The organism is Achromobacter sp. 1011811831, assembly GCF_059760905.1.
Window position 1 is genome coordinate 213,554 of sequence record NZ_JCBANG010000001.1, and the last position, 14,051, is coordinate 227,604.

At 68.9% G+C, this 14,051-nt stretch carries 12 protein-coding genes; 2 read left to right on the forward strand and 10 right to left on the reverse strand.

Going from position 1 to position 14,051, the window contains the following annotated elements; all coding sequences use genetic code 11:
* Window positions 1-4: 4 nt before the first annotated feature.
* From AC6LJ9_RS00865 to kdpF, 8 genes are all read right to left on the reverse strand, one after another.
* Window positions 5-328, reverse strand: a complete 324-nt coding sequence (locus AC6LJ9_RS00865; RefSeq protein ID WP_498146129.1) for a hypothetical protein — start codon at window positions 326-328, stop codon at window positions 5-7.
* A 147-nt stretch (window positions 329-475) separates the two neighbouring features.
* Window positions 476-1,237 carry a TorF family putative porin gene (locus AC6LJ9_RS00870; protein ID WP_498146130.1) on the reverse strand — a complete coding sequence of 254 codons (762 nt, stop codon included), beginning with the start codon at window positions 1,235-1,237 and terminating at the stop codon, window positions 476-478.
* A gap of 113 nt (window positions 1,238-1,350) precedes the next feature.
* Window positions 1,351-2,043 carry a two-component system response regulator KdpE gene (kdpE, locus tag AC6LJ9_RS00875; protein WP_498146131.1) on the reverse strand — a complete coding sequence of 231 codons (693 nt, stop codon included), beginning with the start codon at window positions 2,041-2,043 and terminating at the stop codon, window positions 1,351-1,353.
* Between the two features lie 12 nt (window positions 2,044-2,055).
* A complete protein-coding gene (locus AC6LJ9_RS00880; protein WP_498146132.1) occupies window positions 2,056-4,842 on the reverse strand; it encodes a DUF4118 domain-containing protein in 2,787 nt (928 codons plus the stop codon).
* Window positions 4,843-4,899: 57 nt separating this feature from the next.
* Window positions 4,900-5,511: a potassium-transporting ATPase subunit KdpC gene (gene kdpC, locus AC6LJ9_RS00885; RefSeq protein WP_498146133.1), complete on the reverse strand. Its 612-nt coding sequence runs from the start codon at window positions 5,509-5,511 to the stop codon at window positions 4,900-4,902.
* A gap of 25 nt (window positions 5,512-5,536) precedes the next feature.
* A complete protein-coding gene (kdpB, locus tag AC6LJ9_RS00890; RefSeq protein WP_498146134.1) occupies window positions 5,537-7,702 on the reverse strand; it encodes a potassium-transporting ATPase subunit KdpB in 2,166 nt (721 codons plus the stop codon).
* Window positions 7,703-7,940: 238 nt separating this feature from the next.
* Window positions 7,941-9,737: a potassium-transporting ATPase subunit KdpA gene (kdpA, locus tag AC6LJ9_RS00895; protein ID WP_212314485.1), complete on the reverse strand. Its 1,797-nt coding sequence runs from the start codon at window positions 9,735-9,737 to the stop codon at window positions 7,941-7,943.
* A complete protein-coding gene (gene kdpF / locus AC6LJ9_RS00900; protein WP_103272882.1) occupies window positions 9,737-9,826 on the reverse strand; it encodes a K(+)-transporting ATPase subunit F in 90 nt (29 codons plus the stop codon). Before kdpF ends, kdpA begins: the two co-directional genes overlap by 1 nt.
* 743 nt (window positions 9,827-10,569) lie before the next feature.
* On the opposite strand from kdpF, the gene AC6LJ9_RS00905 reads away from it, so the two are divergent.
* Window positions 10,570-10,842, forward strand: coding sequence for a DUF4212 domain-containing protein (locus tag AC6LJ9_RS00905; protein WP_498146138.1), 273 nt, complete (start codon window positions 10,570-10,572; stop codon window positions 10,840-10,842).
* A complete protein-coding gene (locus AC6LJ9_RS00910) occupies window positions 10,842-12,932 on the forward strand; it encodes a sodium:solute symporter family protein (protein WP_498146135.1) in 2,091 nt (696 codons plus the stop codon). The genes AC6LJ9_RS00905 and AC6LJ9_RS00910 overlap by 1 nt, the downstream gene beginning before the upstream one ends.
* 184 nt (window positions 12,933-13,116) lie before the next feature.
* On the opposite strand, the gene AC6LJ9_RS00915 is transcribed toward AC6LJ9_RS00910, so the two are convergent.
* Together AC6LJ9_RS00915 and AC6LJ9_RS00920 are read right to left on the reverse strand one after the other, a co-directional pair.
* Window positions 13,117-13,446, reverse strand: a complete 330-nt coding sequence (locus AC6LJ9_RS00915) for a DMT family transporter (protein WP_498146136.1) — start codon at window positions 13,444-13,446, stop codon at window positions 13,117-13,119.
* Window positions 13,443-14,048 carry a Smr/MutS family protein gene (locus AC6LJ9_RS00920; RefSeq protein WP_498146139.1) on the reverse strand — a complete coding sequence of 202 codons (606 nt, stop codon included), beginning with the start codon at window positions 14,046-14,048 and terminating at the stop codon, window positions 13,443-13,445. The genes AC6LJ9_RS00915 and AC6LJ9_RS00920 overlap by 4 nt, the downstream gene beginning before the upstream one ends.
* Window positions 14,049-14,051: the final 3 nt, after the last annotated feature.

The window sequence follows — 14,051 nt, forward strand, 5'->3', positions numbered from 1 at the left end:
TGGCTCAATGCCTCCGCGCGGAACCGGCCAGCAGCACCGGGCCGAATTCGGCGCGCGGCAGGCCGGACATGACCGCGTGCATGATGGCATCGACCTGGTCGCGCGCGCATTGCAGCTGGACGGCGGTCTGGCCGTGCTGGTGATCGACCGCCAGCACGTAGACGCCGATGCGCGCGCCCAGCGCACGATGCAGCGCCAGCCGCAGGTTCAGCGCGTCCAGGCTGTCGATCCGGATGGTCAGCGACACGTCCGCCGGCGCGTGGCGCGGCGGCATCCGGGACGCGGGATTGAAGGCTGGAGAGGCGGCGCGAGCTTGTCGAGGAATCATGGCGTGGGGCCGGGCGGAGCCGGAAAACGTGTTTCCGGGGTACCGGCTTGGGGTGGTTGACGACGCTTCCACTATAGGAAGCGCGTCGTAAATCCTGCCGATAAATGCGGGCGCGGCGCGTAAAAACCGCGTCAACGCCCGGCGGGCTCAGAACGTCTTGGTCAGCGACAGCAGCCCGGTGGCGCGGCCCATGTAGCGGCCCTTGCTGTTGGTGTAGGCGCCACGGTCGGCGTTGGTGTCCAGATAGGCCAGCGACACGGCAAAGCCTTGGCCAAAGTCCTTGGTCAGGCCCAGCTTCCAGTCCGTGTAGGAACCGTTGTCCACGTTGCGCACCGTCTGCCTGCCCACGTGCGCGTTGACGGTCAGGCCCCAGATGCCGGTGTCGAAGTTGCCGGACAGGTCGAAGTACTGGCTGTACTTGCTGTCGGCGGCGCCGAACAGGTTGGTCAGGGCGATGGAGTACTTGAACATCACCGGGCCGTAGCCCAGGCCGGCGTACAGCTCGGTGGTGTCGGGGCTGGTGTAGCCGGACGGGTAGTCGCCGGGATAGTAGTACTGCATCACGCCCAGGTCGAAGGGCACGCTGGGCGCCAGTTCGCCTTTGTAGCCGCCGTAGAAGTCCATTTCCACGGGCGCCGAGACGGCGCTGTTGCTGTCGCCCAGCCAGCTGATGCTGGAGTTCCAGTTGCCCAGGTACAGGCCGCTGGAATGCGCCAGGTCGAAGCCGCCCTGGATGGCGGGCTTGTTGTTGGTCTGCATCAGGCCGCGATAGCGGTACTGGCTGGCAAGCGTCACGTTGGCGCTCAACGTGAAATCGGATTGCGTGGGTTGCGGGGCGGGCGCCTGCTCGGCATGCGATGGCGCGGCCAGCGCGATCAGCGCCAGGGCGGCCAGGGTGTTGCGGGACATCGGAATGCTCCATGCGTTGAACGGATCGCAACGATAGGAGAAGCCGCATAAACGCCGAGACAAGAGTGGCGCCGCGCGCGTAAAAGCGCCGTCAATGCCGCGCCCGGCGGGGGTCAGCCGGCGAAGCGGTAGCCGACGCCGATCTCGGTGAGCAGGTAAGCGGGCTGGGCCGGATCGGCTTCCAGCTTCTGGCGCAGGTGTCCCATGTAGATGCGCAGGTAGTGGTTGCTTTCCACATGCGAGGGGCCCCAGACCTCGCGCAGCAGTTCGCGGTGCGTCATGACCTTGCCGCGATGCGCGAGCAGGGCGGCCAGCAGGCGATACTCCATCGCCGTCAGGTGCACATGCTGGCCGTTGCGCTCGACCACGCGCCTGGCGAAATCCACGCGCACGTCGCCGAAGCTGATCTCTGACGCGTTGCCCGCGCCGCCCCGGGCGTGCCGCCGCAGCAGCACGCGCAGCCGCGCCAGCAGCTCGCTGACGCCAAAGGGCTTGGTCAGGTAGTCGTCCGCGCCGGCGTCCAGCGCCGCCACCTTGTCGGCCTCGGCGCTGCGCGCCGACAGCACCAGCACCGGCACCTCGGTCCAGCCGCGCAGTTCGCGGATCAGCGTCATGCCGTCCTCGTCGGGCAGGCCCAGGTCCAGCACGATGGCGTCGGGCTGGCGGGTGCCGGCCTCGATCAGGCCGCGCTTGACGGTGTCGGCCTCGTGGACCGTGCAGCCCTCGCTTTCCAGGGCCTGGCGCACGAAGCGCCGGATGTAGTCGTCGTCCTCGATGATGAGCACGGTGGGCTGGTAGTCGAACATGCGTGGCGGGACTCAGGGAGTTTCGGGTTGGATGGCGGGCGGTTCGCCCAGCGGCAGCGTGAATACGAATTGCGCGCCGCTGGGCCGGCCCGGCGCGTGCTCGACCCAGATGCGGCCATGGTGGGCGGTGACGATGGCTTCGCACACCGCCAGGCCCAGGCCCACGCCAGGCGTGGCGGATTCGCGTTCGCCGCGGGTGAATTTCTGGAAAATCCGGCGCTCGGCGCCGGCGGCGACGCCTGGGCCATTGTCGCAGACCGCGATGCGCAGTTCCTTGTCCTGCGCGGTCGCGCCCAGCTGGATGGCGCTGCCGGCCGGCGTGTACTTGGCCGCGTTCTCCAGCAGATTGCAGAGCACGCGTTCGATCAGCACGCCGTCGCATTCCACCAGCGGCAGCTGGGACAGGCTGGACACCGTCACCTGGTGCGCGGCCAGCGGCTCGCGCATGGCGGCCAGCGCCGCGCCCACCAGTTCCTCGACCGACTGCCATTCCAGCCGCAGCGGCGTGTCGCCGCTTTGCAGCCGGGCCATGTCCAGCAGGTTGGCCACCAGCGCGTGCATGCGCTGGGCCTGGTCGCGCATCGCGCGGATGGTGTCCTGCACATCGGCCGGCAGCGCCGCCTGCTGGCGCGCCAGGGTATCGGTCATGCCGACCAGACTGGTCAGCGGCGTGCGCAGGTCGTGCGACACGGCGGCCAGCAGCGAGTTGCGCAGCTTCTCGGATTCCATGCTGACCAGCGCCTGCTGCGCCACTTCGACATAATGCAGGCGCTCGAGCGCGATGGCGATCAGCGTGGCGTAGGCCTCGATCTGGCGCCGCGATTCGGGATTGGAGAACAGGCTGCGGCGCGGTGCTGCCAGCGCCAGGACGCCGCGCGTGCGCATGGGGGCCTTCAGAGGCAGGTAGAGCAGCTCGCTGTTGGACAGGGTGGCCGTGCCGGCGCCGGCGGGCTGGCCATGGTCATAGACCCACTGCGCCAGCGCTGATTCCAGCGGCGGCATGTCGTCGGCGGCGGGCGAGGCCAGCTTGAGCCGGTCGTCCAGTCCCAGGATGTACAGCGCGCAGCGCGAGCCGAAGGTGGCATGGACGAACAGGCCGGCCGATGCCACGATCTGCTCGGGCAGCAAGGCCGACGACAGCTCGCGCGCGAACTCATACAGGCTGCGGGCGTCGGCCTCGCGCTTGACCGAGACCTGGGCCTGCAGGCGCAGTCCGGCGGTGAGCTGGCCGATCAACAGGCCCACGGCCAGCAGCACGCCGAAGGTCAGCAGGTACTGCACGTCCGACACCGCGAAGGATGCCAGCGGCTGCACGAAGAAGAAATCGAACAGGCCCACGCTGACCACCGAGGCCAGCGCCGCCGGCCCGCGTCCGTGCCTGACGGCCACCGCGACCACCGCCAGCAGGAACAGCATGACGATATTGGTCTGATGCAGCGCCGGAAAGGCCAGCGCCGACAGCGCCGTGGCGATGGCGCAGTAGCACAGCGCCCAGGCGTAGCCGGCCAGGGGGCGGCCGCCGCGTTCGTCGGCCGCCTGGCGAGCGCGCTGGCCCAGGGTCAGCGGGTCTCGTCCCGGCGCGGCGCTGGCCGGCAGCGGCGGCGCGCCCAGCCGGATCACGTCGATCTCCGGGCAGCCGGCGGCCAGCATGTCGGCGAAGCTGTGGCGGCGCCACAGCCAGCCCGGCGACAGGGCAGCGTTGAGCAGGGCGGACGCCGACAGCCGCAACCGCAGCAGGCCGCTGGCGCGGGTGCGGCCGACGACGGCCTTGGTGATGTTGTGGCGGCGCACGTAGCGGACCATGGCGTCGACCATGTCGCCGCCGGCGAGTGTTTCGGCGCGCGCGCCCAGCGTGTCGGCCAGCGCCATCGCGCGCTGCAGCCGCTCCTGGGCGCTTTGCGGCGCGGGCGCGGCGCGCGCCGTGTCGACCGTCACCACGTGCAGGTCGCATTCCAGCTGCTGGCTCAGGCGGTGGGCGCTGCGGATGACGTATTCGGCGTCCTCGTCGGCGCCGATGCAGGCGACCACGGCCTCGCGCGTGCGCCAGACCGGCTCGATCGCGCGGTCGCGGCGGTAGGCCTGTACATCGTCGTCCACGTGGTCGGCGGTGCGGCGCAGCGCCAGCTCGCGCAGCGCGATCAGGTTGCCCTTGCGGAAGAAGTTGCGGGTGGCGTGGCGCGCCTGCTCGGGCAGGTAGACCTTGCCTTCCTTCAGGCGGCGCAGCAGCTCGTCGGCCGACAGGTCCACCAGGATGACTTCGTCGGCGCCGTCGAAGACCTCGTCGGGCACGGTTTCCCAGACCCGCACGCCGGTGATGCTGCCTACCGCCTCGTTCAGGCTGTCCAGGTGCTGCACGTTCAGCGTGGTCCAGACATCGATGCCGGCGGCCAGCATTTCCTCGATGTCCTGCCAGCGCTTGGCATGGCGCGAGCCGGGCGCGTTCGAGTGCGCCAGTTCGTCCACCAGCGCCAGCGCCGGACGGCGCGCCAGCGCGCCGTCTAGGTCGAACTCCTTGAGCACATGGCCGCGATAGGCCACGTCCTTGAGCGGCAGCGTCGGAATGCCGTCCAGCAGGGCGGCGGTTTCGCGACGGCCATGGGTTTCGACGATGCCGGCCAGCACGTCCACGCCCTGCGCGGCCTGGGCGCGCGCCGCGACCAGCATGGCGTAGGTCTTGCCCACGCCGGCCGAGGCGCCGAAATAGACGCGCAGCTTGCCGCGCACCGCCTGGCGCGCGGCGTCGTCCAGCGTCTTCAGGAGCGCGTCCGGATCGGGACGCTCGTCAGCGGTATCGGCCATGGGCGCGCGGCTTCGAGGAGAAAAGGGCTGGCAATACTATACCCAGGCGCAGGGCCGTCAGCGCCGGGGCGCCAGCTTGTCCAGCGCCAGGTTGAGCTTGAGCACGTTGACGGCGGGATCGCCCAGCAGGCCGATCCAGGGCTTTTCGGTGTTCGCCGCGATCAGCGCGTCGACCTCTGCGCGCGGCAGGTTGCGCGCGCGCGCCACGCGCGCGGCCTGGTAAACCGCCGCCGCCGGGCTGATGTGCGGGTCCAGCCCGCTGCCCGAGGCGGTGACCAGGTCCACCGGGACCGGTAGCGGATTCTCCGGATCGGCGGCCTTGAGCAGGGCGATGCGGGCCTGGATCGCCTCGGCCAGCGCGGGATTGCGCGGACCCAGGTTCGAACCGCCCGAGCCGGCCGCGTTGTACGGCATGGGCGCGGTGGCCGACGGCCGGCTCCAGAAATACTGCGGCGAGCTGAAGGACTGGCCGATCAGCGCCGAGCCCACCACCTTGTCGCCGTCGCGGATCAGCGAGCCAGCGGCTTCGTGCGGAAAGACGGCGGCGGCGATGCCGTTGGTCAGGAAGGGATAGGCCAGGCCGGTCACCAGCGACAGCGCGGCGAACACGACCAGGGCCGGGCGCAGGATGCCGCCTTGGCGCGGCAGGGCATGGATGGCTTGCTTCATGATGAAATTCTCCTAGTGTTGCGGATCAGACCCAGCCCAGCGCGGCCAGCACCATGTCGACCAGCTTGATGCCGACAAAGGGCACCAGCAGGCCGCCCAGGCCATAGATCAGCAGGTTGCGGCGCAGCAGCACCGCGGCGCCCAGCGGCCGGTAACGCACGCCCTTGAGCGCCAGCGGGATCAGCACCACGATGATCAGCGCGTTGAAGATCACGGCCGACAGGATGGCCGAGGCCGGCGTGGTCAGCGCCATGATGTTCAGCACGTTCAGCTGCGGATAGACGGTGGCGAAGGCGGCCGGGATGATGGCGAAGTACTTGGCCACGTCGTTGGCCACGCTGAAGGTGGTCAGCGCGCCGCGCGTCATCAGCATCTGCTTGCCGATCTCGACGATCTCGATCAGCTTGGTGGGATTGGAGTCCAGGTCCACCATGTTGCCGGCTTCCTTGGCGGCCTGCGTGCCCGAGTTCATGGCCACGGCGACGTCGGCCTGCGCCAGCGCCGGCGCGTCGTTGGTCCCGTCGCCGGTCATGGCCACCAGCCGGCCTTCGCCCTGGTAGGCGCGGATCAGCTTGAGCTTGGCTTCCGGCGTGGCCTCGGCCAGGAAGTCGTCCACGCCGGCCTCGGCCGCGATGGAGGCGGCGGTGAGCTTGTTGTCGCCGGTGATCATCACGGTCTTGATGCCCATGCGGCGCAGCTCGGCGAAGCGCGACTGGATGCCGGGCTTGACGATGTCCTTGAGCTCGACCACGCCCAATGCGCGGTTGCCGTCGCTGACGAGCAGGGGCGTGCTGCCGCGCCGCGCCACATCCTCGGCCAGGCGCAGCACCGTGTCGGGCACGGAGGCTTCCTGCGCCTGGAGCCAGGCGGCCACGGCGTCGACCGCGCCCTTGCGGATCATGCGTTCGCCAACGTTCACGCCGCTCATGCGCGACTGGGCGGTGAAGGGCACGAATTCGGCGGCGGTCAGGTGCGGCGCGGGCGCGTGGATGGCCTTGTCGGCCAGCGCCACGATGCTGCGTCCCTCCGGCGTTTCGTCGGCCAGCGAGGCCAGGCGGGCGGCGTCGGCCAGCTCGCGCGACGAGACGCCGGGCGCCGGCAGGAAAGTGGAGGCCTGGCGGTTGCCGAAGGTGATGGTGCCGGTCTTGTCCAGCAGCAGCACGTCCACGTCGCCGGCGGCTTCCACCGCGCGGCCGGAGGTGGCGATGACGTTGGCGCCCATCATGCGGCTCATGCCGGCCACGCCGATGGCCGAGAGCAGGCCGCCGATGGTGGTCGGGATCAGGCACACCAGCAGCGCCACCAGCACCGTCACGGTCACCGCCGTGCCGCCGCCGGCGGCCGAGACCGCGTAGATCGAGAACGGCATCAGCGTGACCACCACCAGCAGGAACACCACCGTCAGGCCCACCAGCAGGATGGTCAGCGCCAGTTCGTTGGGCGTCTTCTGGCGCTTGGCGCCTTCGACCATGGAGATCATGCGGTCCAGGAAGCTCTCGCCGGGATCGGCCGCGATACGCACGAAGATCCAGTCCGACAGCACTCGCGTGCCGCCGGTGACGGACGAGAAGTCGCCGCCGGATTCGCGGATCACGGGCGCGGATTCGCCGGTGATGGCGCTTTCGTCGACGGACGCCACGCCGGCGATCACCTGGCCGTCGCCGGGGATGGTGTCGCCGGCCTCGACCAGCACCACGTCGCCGCGGCGCAGCAGCCCGGAGGGCTGGCTGACGGCCTGGCCGCGCCAGGCGTCGGGCGTGGCGCGGCTGGCGTCGGCGTCCTTGAAGCCCTTGAGCAGGCGCGCAGCTATGGTGGTGCGCAGGCCGCGCAAGGTGGCGGCCTGCTGCTTGCCGCGGCCTTCGGCCAGGGCTTCGGCGAAGTTGGCGAACAGCACGGTGAACCAGAGCCACACCGTGATCGCCAGGATGAAGCCCGCCGGGGCCTCGGCCTGGCCGCGCAGCGCCATGATCCAAAGGACCGTGGTCAGGATGCTGCCGACGTAGACCACGAACATGACGGGGTTCTTCATCTGCGCGACCGGCGAGAGCTTGCGCAGGCTGTCCAGCAGCGCCGGACCGACCAGCGCGCTCGACCACATGCCGAACTGGCGTTCATGGGCGCCGCTGGACGCGGCGCGGGCGGCGCCGCCTCCGGCGCCGGTCGTAGAAGTTTCAATCTTGGCCATTTTCATTCCTAGCCGTTGGTGTTCAAGTTGTCTGCGGCGCTGGCGAACCACCCGCAGCATGGAGAAGCTCGCCGCCTCGCGGGGCCGCGCGGATCCGGCTTTGCCGGTCCGCAGCGGTGCCCCCTTGAGGGGGAAGCGCGTAGCGCTTCGGGGGTGGGCGTCACCCGCGGATCCGGCTTTGCCGGTCCGCAGCGGCGCCCCCTTGAGGGGGAAGCGCGCAGCGCTTCGGGGGTGGGCTTCATCATTAGCGGAGCAGGTGCTCGGCGACGGGGCCAAGCGCCAGTGCAGGCACGTAAGTCAGCGCGCCCACCAGCAGCACGGCGCCGATCAGCAGCACCACGAACAGCGGGCCGTGGGTCGGCATGCTGCCGGGGCCGGCGGGCAGGCGGCGCTTGGCGGCCAGCGAGCCGGCCATCGCCAGCACGGCGACGATGATGGCGAAGCGGCCGAACCACATCGCCGCGCCCAGCAGCACGTTGTAGAAGGGCGTGTTGGCCGACAGGCCGGCGAAGGCGCTGCCGTTGTTGTTGGCCGCCGAGGTCAGGGCGTACAGGATTTCCGAGAAACCGTGGATGCCCGGATTGAGCACGCCCGCCTGGCCGGCGCTGACCGACACGGCCAGCGCCGTGCCGCCCAGCACCAGCAGCGGCGTGGCCAGGATGACGATGGACACCATCTTCATGTCGTAGGCCTCGATCTTCTTGCCCAGGTATTCCGGCGTGCGGCCGATCATCAGGCCGGCGATGAACACCGCCAGGACGGCGAAGGCCAGCATGCCGTACAGACCGGAGCCGACGCCGCCGTAGACCACCTCGCCCAGCTGCATCTGCAGCATCGGCGTCACGCCGCCCATGGCGTTGAACGAGTCATGCATGCCGTTGACCGCGCCGCAGGACGCCGCGGTGGTCACGGTGGCGAACAGCGAGGTGGCGGCGATGCCGAAGCGGGTTTCCTTGCCTTCCATGTTGCCGCCGGGCGAGAAGGCCGATAGGGCGCTGTCCGCGCCGGCCTGCGTCGCCATCGGATTGGCCTGTTGCTCGAAATAGCCGACGTTGATCGCGAAGGCGACGAACAGCGCCGTCATCGCCGCCAGCACCGCGATGCCCTGCTTGCGGCTGCCGACCATCTCGCCGAACGAGAAGCACAGCGCGGCCGGGATGATCAGGATGGCCAGCATTTCCAGGAAGTTCGCCAGCGGCGTGGCGTTCTCATAGGGATGAGCCGAGTTGGCGTTGAAGAAGCCGCCGCCGTTGGTGCCCAGCAGCTTGATGGCTTCCTGCGAGGCCACCGGGCCCATCGCCAGGGTCTGGGTCTGCGTGACCGCCGGGTCGGTGACCGGCTGGCCGGCCGCGTCCAGCACAGGCTGGCCCTGCGCGTCCACGCGCGGCTGGTCGTAGTGCAGCGCTTCGACGGTCTGCGCCTCGACATAGGGGCTGAAGTTCTGGATCACGCCCTGGCTGACCAGCGCCAGGGCCAGGATCAGCGACAGCGGCAGCAGCACATACAGCGTGCTGCGGACCATGTCGGTCCAGAAGTTGCCCAGCGTGGCGCTGCAATGGCGCGCCAGCCCGCGAATCAACGCGAACAGCACGGCGATGCCGGTCGCGGCCGACACGAAGTTCTGCACCGTGAGCGCCAGCATCTGCGTCAGGTAGCTCATGGTCGATTCGCCGCCATAGCCCTGCCAATTGGTGTTGGCGACGAAGCTGATGGCGGTGTTCAGCGCGGAGTCGGGCGATACCGGACCCATGCCGGCCGGGTTCAGCGGCAGCATGCCTTGCAGGCGCTGCAATGCGTAGACGGCGATGATGCCGAGGATGTTGAAGGCCAGCACCGCCAGCGCGTAGCGCTTCCAGCCCATCTCGGCCTGCGGATCGATGCCGGACAAACGGTAGATGATGCGTTCCAGCGGACGGCCCCAGGCGGTCCAGCGGGACTGCCCGTCCTCCATGGCGATGCGGATATAGCGCCCGAGAAATGGCGCGAGGGCGAGCAGGACTGCCAGATAGAGCACGAGCAGTCCGATGTATTGGGCGTTCATCAGAACTTCTCCGGTTTGAACAGGGCGACCAACAGGTACACGAACAGGGCGGCCGCGGTCAGGCCGCTGAGCCAGTAGAGCCAGCTCATGATTGGTCTCCCGAAGACAGGGCTGCGCACAATCCCAGCAGGGCGTAAGTCAGCCCGGCCATGACGGCGAAGATGGCGATATAGATGGCATCCACGTTCTTTCCTCCCGGGAGCGTCGCTCCCTGCGTGCGTCGGGCCGTGCGCGGCAAAAGGGGATGCGGGCCGCGCAGGCGCAATGACCAATCAGGACAGCGGCAGGTTACGGAGCGGGGGGTAAAAACGGGGTATAGCTTTGGCTGGCGGGTGTAAACGGGATATAAAAACCGGCGCGGACCGCCCCGTGGCGGGGCGTGGCAGCCAGGCGCGCCCGGATGCGGGCGCGGCGGCGCCAGGATGGGGAGGGCGCCGCAAACCGGGTCTTGCGGCAAGGCCGTAAACGGACGCCGGCTCGCGGGCATCCGAAAAAATCCCAAGGGTTGGGACGGGTTGGGTGATTTGCACCATTGTGGTGCCGGTTATATGTAAATGAATGCGCCGAATTAGGGCATTCCCCTAGTGTGACAATCCCGCGTCTGGTGCAGAATCTCGTCCCATGCAGGTGAGGAGACAAGCCCTGCATCATGGGCACGAGACCGGCGGCACCGGTACATAAAAAAAGTAAAGCAGTACTCAAAAAAGCAAAACGCACAACGGCTGGCACCAGGCAGTGCCGGCCGTTGTCGCTTAAAGCGTCCGGAATTGCTTGCTCCGGCGCGGCGGGCGCCGCGTTTCGCGATATTCAGGCCAGGTTGTCAAAACTCGCTATGCCCGAATCCCGCGTTCCCCCCGCATTCCCCTCCAGTCCCTATTGGCGCCGCAACTTGCGGCTGATCGCGCTATTGCTCGCGCTCTGGGCCGGGCTGACCTTCATTCCCTCGTATTTCGCCCGCGGCCTGTCCTTCGACTTCCTCAACTGGCCATTCTCGTACTGGATGGCGGCCTATGGCGCGCCGCTGGCCTACCTGATCATCATCGCGGTCTACGCCGGGGTGATGAATCGAGCCGACCGTCGCGCCGAGCGCGAGGGGGACCGCTGATGCCGTTCTTCAGCGGAGACACCCCGCAGGAATTCAGCTTGCGGCTGCGGCGCATCTATGTCTTGTACACGGCCGGTTTCGCGCTGCTGATCCTGCTGATGGCGCTGGCCGAGATCCTGGGCATGCCGCGCAACTGGATCGGCTACGTCTTCCTGCTGGTGACCGTGAGCCTGTACGCCGGCATCGGCATCGTCTGCCGCACCTCTGACCAGGTCGAGTACTACGTCGCCGGACGGCGCGTGCCGGCCATCTACAACGGCATGGCCACGGCGGCCGACTGGATGTCGGTGGCGTCCTTTATCGGCGTGGCGGGCACGCTGTACCTGACCGGCTACGGCGGGCTGGCCTACATCATGGGCTGGACCGGCGGCTACGTGCTGGTGGCCATGCTGCTGGCGCCCTATCTGCGCCGCTTCGGCCAGTACACCATCCCCGATTTCATGGGCGCGCGCTACGGCGGCAACCTGCCGCGCCTGGCCGGCGTGGCCTGCGCCATCCTGTGTTCCTTCACCTATCTGGTCGCCCAGATCTACGGCGTGGGCATCATCACCACCCGCATGACCGGCATCTCGTTCGAACTGGGCATCTTCGTGGCGCTGGGCGGCATGCTGGTCTGTTCCTTCCTGGGCGGCATGCGGGCGGTGACCTGGACCCAGGTCGGGCAGTACATCATCCTGGTGATCGCCTATCTGGTGCCGGTGGTGTGGCTGTCGGTCAAGCACACCGGCACGCCGGTGCCGCAGGTCTCGGCCGGCATCGTGCTGCAGCAGGTGGCCGAGAAGGAAAGCTATCTGCTGAACGACACCGGCGAGATCGAGGTACGGCGCATCTGGCAGGAGCGGGCCGACGAGATGGGCCAGCGCATCGCCGCGCTGCCCGAGTCCTGGACGCTGGAGAAGGACAAGCTGCGCAGCCGGCTGGCCCAGCTCAACGCCTCCGACGCGCCCATGGTGGAGATCCGCTCGCTGGAGCGCGAACTGGCCTCCTATCCGCCGAATGCCGAGGAGGCGCGCGCGGCCTGGTCGCAGTCCAGGGCCCTGTTCGAGGCGCGCGCCGCGCCGCCCACGCCGCATGCCGAGCCGTTTCCGGCCAAGGACGCGGAAGAGCGCAGCAACATGCGCACCAATTTCCTGGCGCTGGTGCTGTGCCTGATGCTGGGCACCGCCGGCATGCCGCACATCCTGATGCGCTCATACACCACGCCCTCGGTGAGCGAGGCGCGGCGCTCGGTGTGCTGGTCCCTGCTGTTCATCCTGCTGCTGTATTTCATGGCGCCGGCGCTGGCCCTGCTGGTGAAATACGAGGTCTACACGCAGGTGGTCGGCTCCAACTTCCTCAGCCTGCCCAACTGGGTGCACGCCTGGAGCGCGGTCGACAGCAACCTGCTGGACGTGACCGACGTCAACCGCGACGGCATCGTGCAGCTGGGCGAGATCAGCATGGGGGCGGACGTGGTGGTGCTGGCCATGCCGGAGATTGGCGGGCTGCCCTATGTGATTTCCGGGCTGGTGGCCGCTGGCGGGCTGGCCGCCGCGCTGTCCACCGCCGACGGCCTGCTGCTGACCCTGTCGAACTCGTTGTCGCACGACATGTGGTACCGGGTGGTATCGCCGCGCATGCCGGCGGCGCGGCGCGTGATGGCGTCCAAGATCCTGCTGCTGGCGGTGGCGTTCGGCGCGGCCTGGGTCGCGGCGCGCAAGCCGGCCGACATCCTGTTCATGGTGTCCGCCGCCTTCTCCTTCGCCGCCTCGTCCTTCTTCCCGGCGTTGGTCATGGGCGTGTTCTGGCGTCGCGCGAACAAGTGGGGGGCGACGCTGGGCATGGCGGCGGGGCTGCTGGTCACGTTCTCCTACATGACGCACACCCAGCCCTGGCTGCGCGAATGGGTGCTGGGCATCTCGCGCAGCGAGCCGATCACGCTGTGGTGGGGCATCCAGCCCATCGCCGCTGGCGTGTTCGGCGCGCCGGTGGCCTTCCTGACCATCATCGTGGTGTCGCTGCTGACGCCGCCGCCCGACCGGGCCACGCTGGCGCTGGTCGACTACCTGCGCCAGCCGGGCGGAGGCACGCCACCGGCCGGGAACGGCTAGTGTGCTGTCCCGCAGATACGCCCGCACGAAATCCACCCCTAGCCGCCATGGCGTCGTTGCAAATCCTCGCGATACCTACGGGTATCGCTGCGGTTTGCGCCTAGCCCTGACGTCTATGGATGAATTTCGTCATGCGCACGTACCTACGGGACAGCACACTAGCGCGGGCAGGCTGGCGTGGGGCTCAGTGGGAAACGGACTTCGAGAAGACGTTCATCACCACCACGCCGGCGATGATGAGGCCCATGCCGATCATTGCCGGCGCGTCCAGGTGCTGCTTGAAGACCAGCGCGCCGACGATGGAGATGAGCACGATGCCTACGCCCGACCAGATCGCGTAGGCGATGCCGACCGGCACCTCGCGCAGCGTCAGCGACAGGAAATAGAACGCCACCACGTAGCCGAACACCGTCACCACCGACGGCAGCAGCCGCGTGAAGCCGTCCGAGCTTTTCAGGGCGCTGGTGGCGACGATCTCGGCCAGGATGGCCACGGCCAGGTACAGCCATTTCATTTGCGTCCTCCCTCGGCCTGGCGCAGCAGCACCAGCAGGGCGCCGGCGCCGCCTTCGCGCTCGGGTGCCTCGGAAAACGCCAGCACCTCGTTCTTCTGCACCAGCCAGGTGCGGGCCTTGTCCTTGAGCACCGGCTCCAGTCCCTCCGAGCCGTAGCCCTTGCCGTGCACGATGCGCACGCAGCGGATGCCGTGTTCCTGGCATTCATCCAGGAAGGACAGCAGGGCATGGCGGGCCTGCTCCACCCGCAGGCCGTGCAGGTCGAGTTCGGCGCCCGCGCGCCACTGGCCACGGCGCAGGTTGCGCGCCGTGTCGGGTGCGGCGTCGCCGCGCACGAAGGCGGTGCCGCCCTCGGACAGCAGATGGATGACTTCGCCGCCGTCGGACACGCCGGCGTCGGCGCGGGTCGGGGTCTCGCCCAGCGCGTTGGCGCGGCGCAGGGCCGGCGCGGGCGCCGCCACGGGCTTGTGCTCGACGCGGGCGTCGCGCTTGATCGGGGTGACGGACCGCAGGCTGCGCCGTAGCGCCTCGGCATCGTCGGCGGGATTGGCGGACTCGGCCGCCGGCTTGCGCGCGGCGGCCGCGGCCGAGGCGCGGGCCAGCGT